This window comes from Oceanobacillus polygoni, from assembly GCF_008304605.1.
Classification (GTDB): domain Bacteria; phylum Bacillota; class Bacilli; order Bacillales; family Amphibacillaceae; genus Oceanobacillus; species Oceanobacillus polygoni.
Window position 1 is genome coordinate 159,029 of record NZ_PIJY01000045.1, and the last position, 15,186, is coordinate 174,214.

Here is a 15,186-nt window from a genome sequence, read left to right on the forward strand (position 1 = left end):
TGTTTAGCTGGAGGAGGCATAATAAATGGATATATCGAAAAAGGAAAAAATGAGTTTATTATTGAAGCAGCTACAATTATCCGATGATTACATAGAAGGCTATTTTCAAGATAGCTACTTGGACAAATTGGAAGTTCATAAAACAACGAAGACTTGGCATTTTTATATCCGTGTTGCACGCATTTTACCGATTGATGTGTATCAAAATTTCTCGGTTAAATTGAAGGAATCGTTTCAACAGATTGCTAATGTGGAGCTAACGGTGCTTGCAAATGAACAAGCTTGTGACAGCAATACGATTAGTGGATACTGGAAGCACTTTGTTACTTCGATGACAGAAATATCACCTGCATATAAAGAGCTAGTACAAACTCAAGACCCGCAGGTTGACAATAACAAGATTATGTTAACTGCAAGAAATGATGCTGAAGCAAGTGCTCTTAAGCGAAGACTGGAGCCGGAGTTTAAAGCATTTTGTTCACGAATTGGTGCACTTTCCTACAGCCTTGATATCCATGTAAAGGCAGATGCGATGGATATGCAGAAATTTAGAGAACAAAAAGCACTTGAAGATCAGCAGCTTGTTCAAAAGACCGTACAAGAGAAAGTGAAAAGGGACAAGCAAAAAGACAGTGAAGATAATGGACCATTCGTGATTGGATATAATATTAAAGACGAAGCGATTACGATGGAACAGATTCTGGAAGAGGAACGCCGAATAACGGTACAAGGTTATATATTCTCAGCAGAAGTACGTGAATTGCGTTCTGGGAGAAGTCTCTTAATTATAAAGGCAACGGACTATACAGATTCATTGCAAATTAAAATGTTCTCGAAAAACGATGAGGACGCAGCTAAATTTGCATCCGTTAAGAAAGGGATGTGGGTAAAAGCTAGAGGTAGTATTCAAACAGATATGTATACCAATGAACTTGCCATGATGGCGAATGATATCCATGAGATAAAAGTAGACGAACGGATGGATAGTGCTCCTGAGGATGCGAAGCGAGTAGAACTACATGCACATACGACAATGAGCCAAATGGATGCCGTTATTTCTCCAGAGACGTTGGTTACGCAAGCCGCAAAATGGGGGCACCGAGCAGTTGCAATTACAGACCATGCTGGTGTACAAGGTTTCCCAGAAGCGCATGCAGCTGGGAAGAAGCATAATATAAAAGTTCTTTACGGTGTTGAAGTGAATCTTGTTGATGATGGTGTGCCGATAGCATATAACGAATCAGATAGAGATTTAGAAAATGATACGTTCATTGTTTTTGACGTTGAAACAACAGGACTATCAGCTGTTTACGATACGATTATTGAGCTTGCAGCAGTAAAGATCCATAAAGGTGAAATTACCGATCGGTTTGAGGCATTTGCAAACCCACACCATCCGTTATCACAAACAACCATCGAATTAACTGGTATAACAGATGATATGGTCAAGGATGCACCAGAGGTGGAAGAGGTTTTAAAGGATTTCCATGATTGGATGGGCGGAGACATTCTTGTTGCGCATAACGCAAGCTTTGATATGGGCTTCTTAAATCAAGGGTTGAAGCGAATTGATTATGAAAAAGCAATAAATCCGGTTATTGATACGCTGGAGCTTGCTAGATTCCTTTTACCTGAATTAAAGAATCACCGATTAAATACATTGTGTAAGCATTTAGATATTGAACTGACACAACATCACCGCGCCATTTATGATGCGGAAGCTACCGGCTACTTGCTATGGAAGCTTGTTCAAAAGTTATTAGAAAAAGATATTCGGAATCATAATCAGTTGAATGACCATATGGGAGAAGGGAATGCATATCAGCGCTCTCGTCCCTATCACGCTACTATTTTAGCTAAAACACAAGAAGGTTTGAAGAACTTATATAAGCTCGTTTCCTATGCACATATTAACTATTTTTATCGTGTGCCGCGGATACCGAGATCCCTCCTACAGAAATATCGAGAAGGCATTATCGTAGGTACAGCATGTGACAAAGGAGAGGTTTTTGAAACGATGATGCAAAAATCTACGGAAGAAGCAGAAGAAGTTGCCGAATTCTATGATTACATTGAAGTACAGCCACCGGCAAACTATGCTCATCTAGTAGAAAAGGATCTTGTGCAAAATGAGTCTCAAATTATTGATATTATTAAAAAACTTGTTGATTTAGGAAAAAGAATGGACAAGCCAGTCGTTGCAACAGGGAATGTGCATTATAGGGATGATCATGATAAATTATACCGGCAAATCTTAATTGCTGCACAGGCTGGTAATCCGTTAAATAGACAAACGTTACCAGACACACCATTTCGAACAACAAATGACATGTTGGATTGCTTTAAATTCCTAGGTGAAGAAGTAGCACGTGAGATTGTCGTGGCCAATACAAATGCACTGGCAGACAAACTAGAGGATTTATCACCTGTGAAAGATGGATTATATACACCAACCATTGAAGGTGCGGAGCAAGAGATGCGTGATCTCTGTTACACGCGGGCGAAGAAGATATACGGTGATCCTGTTCCACAAATAGTAGTGGACAGGCTGGAAAAAGAGTTAGAAAGTATCATTGGTAATGGTTTCGCAGTTATTTACCTGATCTCCCAAAAGCTTGTTAAGAAGTCTTTAAACGATGGCTATCTTGTAGGGTCTAGGGGATCTGTTGGTTCGTCCTTTGTTGCAACGATGACAGAAATTACAGAAGTAAATCCACTACCACCTCATTATGTTTGTGGGAATTGTCATTATCATGAATTTATTACAGATGGCTCTGTTGCGAGTGGTTTTGATTTGCCAGATAAAAACTGTCCAAAATGTGATGCAGACTTGAATAAGGATGGACAGGATATTCCGTTTGAGACGTTTCTTGGATTTAAAGGGGATAAAGTGCCAGATATTGATTTAAACTTCTCGGGCGCATACCAATCACGTGCACATAACTATACAAAGGAATTATTCGGAGTGGATTATGTATATCGCGCTGGAACGATTGGTACGATTGCTGAAAAAACCGCCTACGGTTATGTGAAAGGCTATGCTTCGGATAAACAATTGGTATACAAAAATGCAGAGGTGGATCGTCTTGTACAAGGATGCACTGGTGTGAAACGGACAACCGGACAGCATCCAGGAGGGATTATTGTTGTACCGGAGGACAAAGAGATCTACGATTTTACACCAATCCAATTCCCGGCAGATGATCGTAATAGTGAATGGAGAACAACGCATTTTGATTTCCATTCCATTCATGATAATTTATTGAAACTGGATATTCTCGGTCATGATGACCCGACAGTTATTCGTATGCTGCAAGATTTGAGTGGCATGGATCCAATGACGATTCCAACCGACGATACAGAGGTAATGAAAATTTTCTCGGGAACGGAGTCACTCGGAGTTACACCAGAACAAATCAATTGTAAAACTGGAACACTTGGGGTACCCGAGTTTGGAACGAAATTTGTTAGGCAAATGTTGGAGGATACAAAGCCGAGTACGTTTGCAGAGTTACTTATCATCTCTGGTCTGTCACACGGTACAGATGTATGGCTAGGCAATGCTCAAGATCTTATTAATGATGGCATATGTGAGCTACCAGATGTTATTGGGTGTCGAGATGATATCATGGTTTATCTAATGCATAAAGGCTTGGAACCATCACTTGCATTTAATATTATGGAGTTCGTTCGTAAAGGAAAAGGACTAAAAGACGAATGGATTACGGAAATGAAGAAACATGGTGTGCCCGACTGGTATATTGAGTCTTGTAAAAAGATTAAATATATGTTCCCGAAAGCCCATGCGGCAGCATATGTATTAATGGCTGTGCGTATTGCGTACTTTAAAGTGCATCACCCAATCCTTTTTTATGCGGCTTATTTCACTGTACGTGCCGATGATTTTGAGTTGGATACGATGAACAAAGGTTCTGAAGCAATTCGTAAGCGAATCAGTGAGATTGCAGTTAAAGGAAATGATGCGGCACCGAAAGAAAAAAGTTTACTTACTGTATTAGAAATTTCGCTTGAAATGTGTGAGCGTGGTTTCTCATTCCAAAAAGTAGATCTTTACAAATCGAGTGCGACAGACTTTATTGTGGATGGTAACTCGTTACTTCCACCATTTAATGCAGTGGATGGACTTGGAACAAATGCAGCCTTAAATATTGTGAAAGCACGTGAAGAAGGGGAATTCTTATCAAAAGAAGATTTAAGAGAAAGAAGTAAAATCTCTAAAACAGTATTAGAATACCTTGATAATCATGGGTGCCTTGAAGGAATGGAAGAAAAAAATCAGCTTTCGTTGTTCTAGCAGTATAGCCTGCGCTGTTATTCTTGCACGAGCTGACATTTTATGCTATACTATTTTTTGGAAAGTAAGGATACGAACGGTCTAAAGAGTGGGTGCACACCCACTCTTTCTTCATATCTGATTATCCACTAGCAAATCCCCCGCCCCATTTTTTAGGCAGGGGTTTTATATTGATTGGATGTGCTCAGATGAATTTGGAGAAGATAGTTCATAATAAGCAAATACACAGTTATTAAAGGAGGATGGAAATTGAGCTCCCATGTTATTAAAACAACAGAAGAATTGTTACTTCCTATTGTAGAGGAAAAGAATCTTGAACTCGTAGATATCGAATATGTAAAAGAAGGGAAAAATTGGTTCCTTCGTGTATATATCGACAAAGCTGGTGGTATTGATATTGTGGAATGTGGAGAAGTTTCTGAACAGTTAAGTGAAAAACTGGATGAAATAGATCCGATAAAAGAAGCATATTTCCTGGAAGTTTCCTCGCCTGGAGTGGAACGCCCACTTAAAACGACAGAAGACTTTGAGAAAAATATCGAAAAAAATGTATTCGTCAAATTATACGAGCCAATTGATGGAGAAAAGCAGTTTGAAGGTATTTTAAAAGCTTTCCATAACAACATTGCTACGATTGAATACAAGGTAAAAACGCGTAAAAAACAGGTAGAAATACCATTTGACAAAATAGCCAAGGCAAGACTAGCGGTTACGTTTTAATAACCGTTAAATAACTTGGCAGATAAGAAAGTATAAACTTTCTTATGCTGCATAAGTGCAACGAAGGCATTTTCTAATAAGGAAATCAGTTACGTTAACGAAGGCTTTCGCTATAAACTTGGTAATCAGCCAAGTTTTCTACTAATTTAAAAGGGGGAAAAGACAGGTGAGCAATCAGTTGTTTGATGCGATTGATAATTTAGCAAAGGAAAAAGGAATTGAAAAGGAAATTTTAATGGAAGCATTGGAAGCCGCCTTGATTTCTGCATATAAGAAAAACTTTAAATCTGCTACAAATGTTCGAGTTGAACTTAATGAAGTAACAGGTAAAATGAGTGTTTACGCTAGAAAAACAGTCGTAGAAGAAGTGGAAGATACTCAGCTGGAAATCTCAGTTGATGAAGCAAGAAAGATTGATCCGAATTACGAGGTTGAAGATATTATTGAAGTTGAAGTGACACCGAAGGATTTCGGTCGTATAGCAGCACAAGCAGCAAAACAAGTTGTTACACAACGAGTTAGGGAAGCAGAGAGAGGCGTTATCTTCTCTGAATATATTGACCGTGAAGAAGATGTTATGACGGGAATTATTCAACGTAAAGACGCACGATTTGTTTATGTTAACCTCGGTAAAATCGAAGCCAAGCTAGCAGAAGCAGAACAAATGCCAACGGAAGAATATCATGTACACGATCGCTTAAAAGTATTTGTTACGAAAGTGGAGAATACGAGTAAGGGACCACAAATATATATTTCTAGATCACATCCTGGGCTATTAACACGTTTATTTGAAATGGAAGTACCAGAGATATTTGATGGAACAGTAGAGGTTAAATCGGTAGCAAGAGAAGCCGGAGACCGTTCGAAAATTTCCGTATATGCCGGGGATCCAGAAGTAGATCCAGTTGGTTCATGTGTAGGTCAGCGAGGCCAGCGTGTACAAGCAATCGTTGATGAATTAAAAGGGGAAAAAATCGATATTGTAGAATGGTCAGAAGACCCAGTTGTCTATGTATCGAATGCACTTAGCCCTTCAAAAGTTATTGAGGTATTCGTAAACGAAGAAGAAAAGGCTACTACAGTCATTGTACCAGACTACCAATTATCGCTTGCAATTGGAAAACGTGGTCAGAATGCAAGGCTTGCTGCTAAGCTGACAGGCTGGAAGATCGATATTAAGAGTGAAACAGAAGCAAGAGAAGAAGGTCTGTTAAAAACGGAAACAGAAGATTCCTATTCTGACAATAATGAGGATTTGTTTGAATAAGGGGGACTCATAGATGGTGAAAAAAAGAAAAGTACCTGAACGAAAATGTGTTGTTACAAATGAAAGCAAGCCGAAAAAGCATCTGATTCGGATTGTCCGAAACAAAGATGGAGAGGTCTTTGTGGATCCTACTGGAAAGAAAAATGGTCGTGGTGCATATCTCTCGCGTGATCTGGATGTTATTCAAAAAGCAGAAAAATCAAATGTACTCAATCGAACATTAAATACGGAAGTAGATACAGCTATATTTGAAGAACTGAAACAATTAATCGATGGTAAACAAAATGAAAAATAGTTATTTAAATATGCTTGGTCTTGCTAATCGTGCTGGGAAATGTTCCTTTGGCGAAGAAACTATTCTGAAGGATATCCGCTCTAATCGGGCAAAGCTTGTTATAATAGCATCTGATATAGGACCACAGACGAAGAAAAAGCTAACCGACAAATGTAATTACTATGAAGTACCTTTTAAAATAGCAGATGATCGAGAAACACTGTCACATGCTATTGGAAAATCCCAGAGAGTAGCGATTGCGATCTTAGATGCGGGATTCGCTACAAAGATAAAATCGTTACTCGGGTAATCAAATTCGGGGGTGAACGTATGAGTAAAATACGTGTATATGAATATGCAAAACAAAATAATACATCAAGCAAGGAAATAATCAACTTTCTAACGGACTTAAATATTGAAGTGTCAAATCACATGTCAACGATTTCAGATGATACAGTTCGAAAATTAGATGAAAAATTTAATGCAAATAAACCAAAACAAGCTAAAACGGAAGTGAAAAAATCGAATAATAATCCAGTAAATAATCAAGCTAAAAAGAATGCTAATCCATCGCCAAAACAAGGGAAGAATCATTCCAACTTTAAAAATCAAGGCGGGCAACAAAGACAACAAGCGAATAAAAAGAAACAAAAAGGTCCTAGAAAGGGCAATCAGCCAGTTCAAAATGAACAAAAGGTTGTTAAAGAAACACCAACAAAAATTGTATATCACGATACGCTGACAGTGAGTGAACTTGCATCTAAGTTAAATAAAGAGGCAGCAGAAATTATTAAAAAATTAATGTTTCTTGGTGTCATGGCGACAAAAAACCAAGACTTGGACGATGATGCAATCGAATTAATCTGTGGCGAATATGATGTAGAAGTAGAAAAAGAAATCATTTTAGAGGATACAGATTTTGATAAATATGTTGTTGAAGAAAAAGAAGAAGATTTAATCGAAAGACCAGCAGTTGTTACGATTATGGGACACGTTGACCATGGGAAAACGACGACACTTGATTCAATCCGTCACACGAAAGTTACTGCAGGAGAAGCTGGTGGGATTACACAGCACATCGGTGCGTACCAAGTTGAAACGAATGGAAAGAAAATCACATTCCTCGATACACCTGGTCACGCTGCGTTTACAAGCATGCGTTCCCGTGGTGCACAGGTTACAGATATAGCAATTCTTGTAGTAGCAGCAGATGATGGCGTTATGCCTCAAACAGTAGAAGCAATAAATCATGCAAAAGCTGCAGAAGTTCCGATTATTATTGCGGTAAATAAAATTGATAAAGAAGCAGCCAATCCGGATCGCGTGATGCAAGAGCTAACGGAATATGAATTGGTTCCTGAGGCTTGGGGTGGAGATACTATCTTCGTTAATATTTCTGCTAAAAACAACCAAGGAATCGATGATTTGTTGGAGATGATTTTACTTGTTTCTGAAGTAGAAGAGTTAAAAGCGAATCCGAATGCAAATGCGTTTGGTACTGTAATTGATGCACAGTTAGATAAGGGTAGAGGTTCTGTTTCTACATTACTTGTCCAAAACGGAACTTTACGCGTTGGAGATGCCATTGTAGTTGGAAATACGTTTGGTCGTGTCCGTGCAATGGTTAATGATATCGGCAAACGTGTAAATGAAGTTGGTCCATCTACACCGGTGGAAATTACTGGATTGCATGATGTACCACAGGCTGGAGATCAATTCCTTGTATTTGATGATGAGAAGAAAGCACGTCAAATTGGAGAAGCGCGCCAGCAACAACATCTGGTTGCAAGTCGTGGGGAACAATCGAAAGTCAGCTTAGATGACCTGTTTGAAAAAATTAAACAAGGTGAAATGAAAGATCTGAATATTATCGTGAAAGCAGATGTACAAGGATCTGTTGAAGCATTAGCTTCTTCATTACGTAAAATTGAAGTTGAAGGTGTAAATATTAAGATCATTCATACCGGTGCTGGAGCAATAACAGAATCTGATATTATTCTTGCATCTGCATCTAATGCAATTGTAATTGGATTTAATGTTCGTCCTGATATTAATGCGAAGAAAGCAGCAGAATCAGAGAAAGTAGATATTCGACTCCATCGCGTTATTTATAGTGCGATCGAAGAAATTGAAGCAGCAATGAAAGGCTTGCTAGATCCAGAATTCGAAGAAAAAGTTATCGGACAGGCAGAAGTCCGCGAAACGTTTAAAGTATCAAAAATTGGTACGATTGCGGGAAGTTATGTTACAGATGGTAAAATTAGAAGAGATGCAACTGTAAGGTTAATTCGTAATGGTGTTGTTCTATATGAAGGGGAGCTCCTTGCATTAAAACGTTTTAAAGACGATGTAAAAGAAGTTGCACAAAACTATGAGTGCGGGATTACAATTGCTAATTTCAACGATATTAAGGAAGGCGATATTATTGAAGCTTTCGTTATGGAGGAAGTTGAACGCAAATGATTGTCTACGCTGAAGTAGAGTGTATCATGTATGACGGACATTCACTAAAGGCTAAACGGACAATAATCAAAAAAATACTTGCAAAGCTACAAAACAATTTTAATGTTGCTGTCACAGAATTGGATTATCATGATCTGTGGCAGCGGACAAAAATTGGTATTGTAGCAATTTCTACAGATTACGTTCATGCAGAGAAGGTAATTCATGCTGCTCTTGAAATGATTGATGGATTTACTGAACTTGAACGTACGATTACCAATGTGGAACGGCTTTAAGGGGTGACACCTCTTTAAGCGTTTCACGTTATTCTAGAGGTGAATAAAATGGCTGAACTAAGAGCAAACAGAATAGCTGAACAAATGAAAAAAGAATTAAGCGATATTCTAGCGAGAAAGATCAAAGATCCTAGAGTTGGTTTTGTTACCGTAACGGATGTAGAAGTAACTGGTGATTTGCAACAGGCAAAGGCCTTTATTTCTGTATTAGGTGATGATAAACAAAAACAAGACACATTACTTGGGCTAGCAAAGGCGAAAGGGTTTATCCGTTCTGAAATCGGTAACCGGATTCGCCTACGTAAAACGCCGGAACTTACGTTTGAATTTGATGAAGCTTTCGAGTATGGAAATCGAATTGATTCGATTTTGAAAGACTTAAATAAAGAATAAGCCAGCAGACGGCTGCTAAATCAATCTGACCTGTGTACGGAGAAACAGGTCAGATTTTCCCATATCTAGAATACATATAAAGATTTAATTAGTGGAGGCTAGTGCAATGGAAGGTATTTTACCATTATGGAAGCCAAAAGGGTATACTTCACATGATTGTGTTATGAAATGTAGAAGGTATTTTAAAACAAAGAAAGTTGGCCATACAGGGACACTTGATCCAGAAGTTGAAGGTGTGCTGCCCATTTGTATTGGTCAAGCGACGAAAATTGTTCCCTTTCTTACAGATACAAAAAAAACATATTTTGCTGAAGTGAAGCTAGGGATCGCAACTGACACAGAAGATGCCCATGGAAATATTATCGACCAAAAAGAAATAAAGAAATTTCCTTCTGAAGCGGTAATTGATGAGACCATTCAAGGTTTCTTGGGGGAGATCACGCAGATCCCACCAATGTACTCTGCTGTAAAAGTGAATGGAAAAAAACTATACGAATATGCTCGGGCAAACGAAGAAGTGGAACGTCCTAAGCGCGAAGTTACCATTTATGAAATTGAAAAACTGTCAATTGATCCGATAGCTCATACCGTTCGTTTAAAAGTTGTTTGTTCCAAAGGAACGTATATTCGAACGCTCTGTGTAAATATTGGAGCAGAATTAGGGTATCCTGCACACATGTCTGCACTTGTCCGAACAGAAACAGGGACATTTTCAGAGAAAAATGCAATTTCGTTTGCTATGATAGAAGAGGCAGTTGAACAGAATGAACAGCATCGTTTATTACATCCAATTATGGATGGACTAACTCATTTGGATCGCCTATATGTTAATGAGGATACGAAGCTGAAAGTCTTAAATGGACAAAAACTGCCTAAACCGAAGGATATTGATCTTGATGATCCTTTTGTAGTGATGCATCACAATGAATTATTAGCAATCTATCAACATCATCCTGATAAAGCCGAACAAATAAAACCTGTTCGCGTTTTCAGTGACAGATCATAAAGTGCAGGTGAAAAGTTATGAGAACAATTGAATTAACCTATCCGCATACATTAGGATTCGAGGAATTGCCGGAGACAGTTTGTGCGATTGGCTTTTTTGATGGTATCCACAGCGGGCATCAACAAGTGATTCAAACAGCAGTCGATGAAGCGAAAAACAAAGGCATGGAAAGTGCTGTTATCACGTTTCATCCACACCCATTAGTCGTTTTAAAAAAGGGGACAGAGCACGTACAATATATTACCCCAATGAAGGAAAAGCAAGAGCTCTTGCAACAACTTCAGGTGGATCGGTTATATATTATTAAGTTTAATCAAGAGCTTTCGAAGTTATCACCACAAACTTTTATTGACCATTTCATTATAGGACTAAATATTAAACATCTAGTTGGTGGATTTGATTATTCATTCGGTCATAAAGGACAAGGTAACATGGAAAATATGGATGAGTTTACCCGTGGACAATTTAGTTATACAACGATTGATAAGGTACTATCAAATGATGAAAAAATAAGCTCTACAAGAATCCGTAAACTATTACAAAGCGGTTTAGTAGAAGAAGCAAACCGTTTACTAGGTCACCCGCTTAAATTTAGTGGAACTGTGATTAAGGGCGCCCAAAGAGGAAGAGAGCTAGGTTATCCGACAGCCAATTTGGAATTGCATAAAGAAGCATTGCTGCCAAAACCGGGAATTTATGCTGTTTGTGTTATTTACAAGAATGAAGTATATGAAGGTATGGCAAGTATCGGTACAAACCCGACTTTTACAGCAGACAGAAAAGATCTATCAGTTGAAGTGAATATTTTTGATTATAGTAATGATCTCTATGGAGAAGAATTACAAATCGAATGGCATAGGTACATTCGAGAAGAAGTGAAATTTGATAGTGCTGAAGCGTTAATTGCACAAATAGAGTTAGACGAAAAGAATATTCGCAACTATTTTTCGGAATAATTATTATGAAATAATCTAGCTCGAACACTTGATTTTTCCTTTCGGAAGCGTTATGCTTATTAAGGTAAAACCATCCCTTGGCAAATCGTAACTCCGACGTTTGCTAGGAGATTGGGGCTATAAAATACTATCAGGAGGTGCGCCAAATGGCTATCACACAAGAACGTAAGAATGAAATTATTAATGAATACAAGGTTCACGAAACAGATACTGGTTCTCCAGAAGTACAAATCGCTGTACTAACTGAAGATATCAATGCGTTGAATGAACATTTACGTACTCATAAAAAAGATCATCATTCACGTCGTGGTCTTTTGAAAATGGTTGGTAAACGTCGTAACTTACTTACTTACCTACGTAACAAAGACGTTACTCGCTACCGTGAATTAATTAAAAAACTTGGCTTACGCCGATAATTTTAAAAGCAGGAGAAATCCTGCTTTTTCTATTCATTGAAAAACATAATTTTATCTAGTTAAGCTATTCATTCATATGTGTAGTAGGGTTTGGTTTATATTAACTTAGTTCAAAGCTACTTGTGCATATTATTGACTATTTTGATTACATAAAGCTAAACATAGTATAGATAGGGATTCTTCTAATGAATCAAGAGTTTTTTCGTATTTGATTCCTTTACATCTTTAGTTTATTCTAAAGGAGGAAACCTATTTGTAGGATGACATATATCTTTAATGCTTATAAGAACAAGGAATGTTGTATTGAAAGGAGCACTACGACTAATGGCTGATGAAAAACAAGTTTTCTCCACTGAAATTTCTGGAAAGAAATTTACAGTTGAAATTGGAGAACTAGCAAAACAAGCAAACGGTGCATGTATGGTTCATTATGGCGATACTTCGGTACTAGCTGTTGCCACTGCATCGAAAGAACCAAAGGATTTACCGTTTTTCCCTTTAACCGTTAACTATGAAGAACGATTATATGCGGTAGGTAAAATTCCAGGAGGATTTATCAAACGTGAGGGACGTCCAAGCGAGAAGGCAATCTTGGCATCTCGTTTAATTGACCGTCCAATTCGCCCACTATTCCCAGATGGCTTCAGAAATGAAGTTCAAGTGATAAGTACGGTTATGAGTGTTGATCAGGACTGCTCATCTGAAATTGCAGCAATGGTTGGATCATCGATTGCATTAAGTATTTCGAATATCCCGTTTGCCGAACCAATTGCAGGTGTTCATGTAGGAAGAGTTAATGGTGAATTTATCATTAATCCATCTGTTGAGCAAGAGGCCGAGAGTGACATTGAATTAACGGTTGCAGGAACAAAAGATGCGATTAACATGGTAGAAGCTGGAGCTAATGAAGTACCGGAAGAAGTTATGCTTGAAGCTATCATGTTTGGTCATGAAGAAATTAAACGACTTGTAGCGTTTCAAGAGGAAATCGTCAAAGCTGCTGGTGTAGAAAAATCAGAAATTAAACTATTTGAATTAGACGATGCTTTATTTACTAAAATTGAAACAGAAGCGAAAGATAAATTAATTGCAGCAATACAGGTGCAGGAAAAACATGCAAGAGAAGATGCAATTAGCAATGTAAAAGAAGAAGTATTAGCAGCATATGAAGAGGCAGAGCCTGAAGAAGTTAAACAGGTAAAAAACATTTTAGATAAAATGATAAAAGAGGAAGTTCGTAGACTTATTACGAAAGAAAAAGTTCGTCCAGACGGACGTAAACCAGATGAAATCCGTCCACTATCTTCACGTATTCATGTTCTACCAAGAACACATGGTTCAGGACTGTTTACACGTGGACAAACCCAAGCATTAAGTATTTGTACATTAGGTGCTTTAGGCGACGTACAAATTTTAGATGGGTTAGATTTAGAAGAGACAAAACGTTTTATGCATCATTATAATTTCCCTCAATACAGTGTTGGAGAAACAGGACCTATTAGAGGGCCTGGACGTCGTGAAATTGGTCATGGTGCATTAGGTGAACGAGCGCTTGAAAAAGTTGTTCCTTCAGATAAAGATTTCCCTTATACGATACGTCTCGTATCAGAAGTTTTGGAATCAAACGGTTCCACGTCACAAGCAAGTATTTGTGCAAGTACATTAGCGATGATGGATGCAGGTGTACCGATTAAGGCGCCAGTAGCTGGAATTGCTATGGGTCTTGTGAAATCCGGAGATGATTACACCATCTTGACAGATATACAGGGGATGGAAGATGCTTTAGGAGACATGGACTTTAAAGTTGCAGGAACAGCAGCAGGAATTACAGCATTGCAAATGGATATTAAAATTGATGGCTTATCTAGAGAAATTCTAGAAGAAGCATTAACGCAAGCTAAAAAAGGCCGTCTGCAAATTTTAGATTCCATGCTTGCTACAATCGGGGAGCCAAAAACAGAGCTATCGGAATTCGCACCGAAAATTTTAACCATGTCAATTAATCCAAATAAAATCCGTGACGTTATTGGACCAAGCGGTAAACAGATTAATCAAATTATTGATGAGACTGGTGTTAAAATTGATATCGAGCAAGACGGAAGTGTATTCATTTCATCAATAGATGCTTCTATGAATGAAAAAGCGAAAAAAATCATTGAAGATCTTGTTCGTGAGGTAGAAGTTGGTCAAATGTATCTAGGTACGGTTAAACGCATCGAAAAATTCGGCGCTTTTGTTGAACTCTTTAAAGGAAAAGATGGTTTAGTTCATATATCCGAACTAGCTGAAGAACGAACAAATAAAGTCGAAGATGTCGTATCGATTGGTGATCAGATAATGGTCAAAGTAAAAGAAATTGATCGTCAAGGTCGCGTAAATCTTTCCCGCAAAGCTGTACTATTAGAAGAAAAGGAAAGAGCAGAAAAGGCAAAATAATAGACAACTGTAAAAGAAGGAAGCTGAGATTTCAGTTTCTTTTTTTATTGCATAGGGAACTATAAAATTGGAATGCTGTGCATAACTTAGTTACCTAAACAGCCACGTTCACGATGCGCCCAACGACTAGCGAGACTTCCCTCGCCTCCGTACGATAAAGAAGACTGGCCGACTGGCAAGACATGAGGCTTAGTCGCACTTATACCCTTGTGGTGAAAGCGGGCATCGACTCTAGGTAAAAGGATGGCCGATTAAAACCAGGCTAAGCCTAACATCGGCATACCGCTAAAGGGGCATGTTTCCTTTATCTCCTACGTAGGAATGTTCGGCAAGCCGAACCAGCCCGAAGTACGGGGCGCAGTCCGTACTTCGCTAAACCGGGCACTTGCGCTTTTGTTCTGTTCTGGAAACTATAATTTGATGGATAGCGGTTAAACTAATAAGTACTTAGCTACTTTAATTGTACGCATAAATAAAGACGACAAGAACTAATTGGGTTTTGTTTGTTTCTAATTTTAGGATAGCGCTTTTATGAGATTTTTTCATACTTGTCCCACTTTTGCATAGAAATGTAAGGGGGAGGGGTATCTATGGGGTATCGTAAATATGTCAATCTTTGTGTCTTTTTATTAATTTTAGCGACAGCATTTCAAGTCGATTATAAT

At 38.2% G+C, this 15,186-nt stretch carries 12 protein-coding genes; all 12 read left to right on the top strand.

The features are described 5' to 3' along the window. Nucleotides 1-25 precede the first annotated feature (25 nt). The 12 genes from F1560_RS19720 (at nucleotide 26) to F1560_RS19775 (ending at nucleotide 14,521) form a co-directional block, all read left to right on the top strand. Nucleotides 26-4,315, top strand: coding sequence for a PolC-type DNA polymerase III (locus tag F1560_RS19720; RefSeq protein ID WP_149476337.1), 4,290 nt, complete (start codon nucleotides 26-28; stop codon nucleotides 4,313-4,315). A 249-nt stretch (nucleotides 4,316-4,564) separates the two neighbouring features. Continuing rightward, nucleotides 4,565-5,035, top strand: a complete 471-nt coding sequence (gene rimP / locus F1560_RS19725) for a ribosome maturation factor RimP (RefSeq protein WP_149476338.1) — start codon at nucleotides 4,565-4,567, stop codon at nucleotides 5,033-5,035. A 166-nt stretch (nucleotides 5,036-5,201) separates the two neighbouring features. Continuing rightward, nucleotides 5,202-6,302 (top strand): transcription termination factor NusA, encoded by a 1,101-nt coding sequence (gene nusA, locus F1560_RS19730; protein WP_149476339.1) that lies wholly within the window; start codon nucleotides 5,202-5,204, stop codon nucleotides 6,300-6,302. Nucleotides 6,303-6,315: 13 nt separating this feature from the next. Continuing rightward, complete coding sequence (gene rnpM / locus F1560_RS19735) at nucleotides 6,316-6,597, top strand: RNase P modulator RnpM (RefSeq protein WP_149476340.1); 282 nt, start codon at nucleotides 6,316-6,318, stop codon at nucleotides 6,595-6,597. After that, nucleotides 6,587-6,886: a YlxQ family RNA-binding protein gene (locus tag F1560_RS19740; RefSeq protein WP_149476341.1), complete on the top strand. Its 300-nt coding sequence runs from the start codon at nucleotides 6,587-6,589 to the stop codon at nucleotides 6,884-6,886. Before rnpM ends, F1560_RS19740 begins: the two co-directional genes overlap by 11 nt. Before the next feature lie 20 nt (nucleotides 6,887-6,906). Then, the gene (infB, locus tag F1560_RS19745) at nucleotides 6,907-9,039 is read left to right on the top strand and encodes a translation initiation factor IF-2 (RefSeq protein WP_149476342.1); all 2,133 of its coding nucleotides are present in this window, start codon (nucleotides 6,907-6,909) and stop codon (nucleotides 9,037-9,039) included. Beyond that, entirely contained in the window at nucleotides 9,036-9,314 is a 279-nt protein-coding gene (locus tag F1560_RS19750) for a DUF503 domain-containing protein (protein ID WP_149476343.1), read from the top strand. Before infB ends, F1560_RS19750 begins: the two co-directional genes overlap by 4 nt. A 48-nt stretch (nucleotides 9,315-9,362) precedes the next feature. After that, nucleotides 9,363-9,707, top strand: coding sequence for a 30S ribosome-binding factor RbfA (gene rbfA, locus F1560_RS19755; RefSeq protein WP_149476344.1), 345 nt, complete (start codon nucleotides 9,363-9,365; stop codon nucleotides 9,705-9,707). 106 nt (nucleotides 9,708-9,813) lie between these two features. Then, the gene (truB, locus tag F1560_RS19760; RefSeq protein ID WP_149476345.1) at nucleotides 9,814-10,713 is read left to right on the top strand and encodes a tRNA pseudouridine(55) synthase TruB; all 900 of its coding nucleotides are present in this window, start codon (nucleotides 9,814-9,816) and stop codon (nucleotides 10,711-10,713) included. Between the two features lie 17 nt (nucleotides 10,714-10,730). Then, entirely contained in the window at nucleotides 10,731-11,669 is a 939-nt protein-coding gene (locus tag F1560_RS19765) for a bifunctional riboflavin kinase/FAD synthetase (protein WP_149476346.1), read from the top strand. A gap of 146 nt (nucleotides 11,670-11,815) precedes the next feature. Next, on the top strand, nucleotides 11,816-12,085 hold the full coding sequence (gene rpsO, locus F1560_RS19770) for a 30S ribosomal protein S15 (RefSeq protein ID WP_149476347.1): 270 nt from the start codon (nucleotides 11,816-11,818) through the stop codon (nucleotides 12,083-12,085). A gap of 324 nt (nucleotides 12,086-12,409) precedes the next feature. Further along, entirely contained in the window at nucleotides 12,410-14,521 is a 2,112-nt protein-coding gene (locus tag F1560_RS19775; protein WP_149476348.1) for a polyribonucleotide nucleotidyltransferase, read from the top strand. Nucleotides 14,522-15,186: the final 665 nt, after the last annotated feature.

Excerpts from the sequence above, each read along its gene's own strand:
- F1560_RS19720 (WP_149476337.1), top strand. The coding sequence starts at position 26 with ATGGATATATCGAAAAAGGAAAAAATGAGTTTATTATTGAAGCAGCTA.
- rnpM (WP_149476340.1), top strand. The coding sequence starts at position 6,316 with ATGGTGAAAAAAAGAAAAGTACCTGAACGAAAATGTGTTGTTACAAAT.
- F1560_RS19740 (WP_149476341.1), top strand. The coding sequence starts at position 6,587 with ATGAAAAATAGTTATTTAAATATGCTTGGTCTTGCTAATCGTGCTGGG.
- infB (WP_149476342.1), top strand. The coding sequence starts at position 6,907 with ATGAGTAAAATACGTGTATATGAATATGCAAAACAAAATAATACATCA.
- F1560_RS19750 (WP_149476343.1), top strand. The coding sequence starts at position 9,036 with ATGATTGTCTACGCTGAAGTAGAGTGTATCATGTATGACGGACATTCA.
- rbfA (WP_149476344.1), top strand. The coding sequence starts at position 9,363 with ATGGCTGAACTAAGAGCAAACAGAATAGCTGAACAAATGAAAAAAGAA.
- truB (WP_149476345.1), top strand. The coding sequence starts at position 9,814 with ATGGAAGGTATTTTACCATTATGGAAGCCAAAAGGGTATACTTCACAT.
- F1560_RS19765 (WP_149476346.1), top strand. The coding sequence starts at position 10,731 with ATGAGAACAATTGAATTAACCTATCCGCATACATTAGGATTCGAGGAA.
- rpsO (WP_149476347.1), top strand. The coding sequence starts at position 11,816 with ATGGCTATCACACAAGAACGTAAGAATGAAATTATTAATGAATACAAG.
- F1560_RS19775 (WP_149476348.1), top strand. The coding sequence starts at position 12,410 with ATGGCTGATGAAAAACAAGTTTTCTCCACTGAAATTTCTGGAAAGAAA.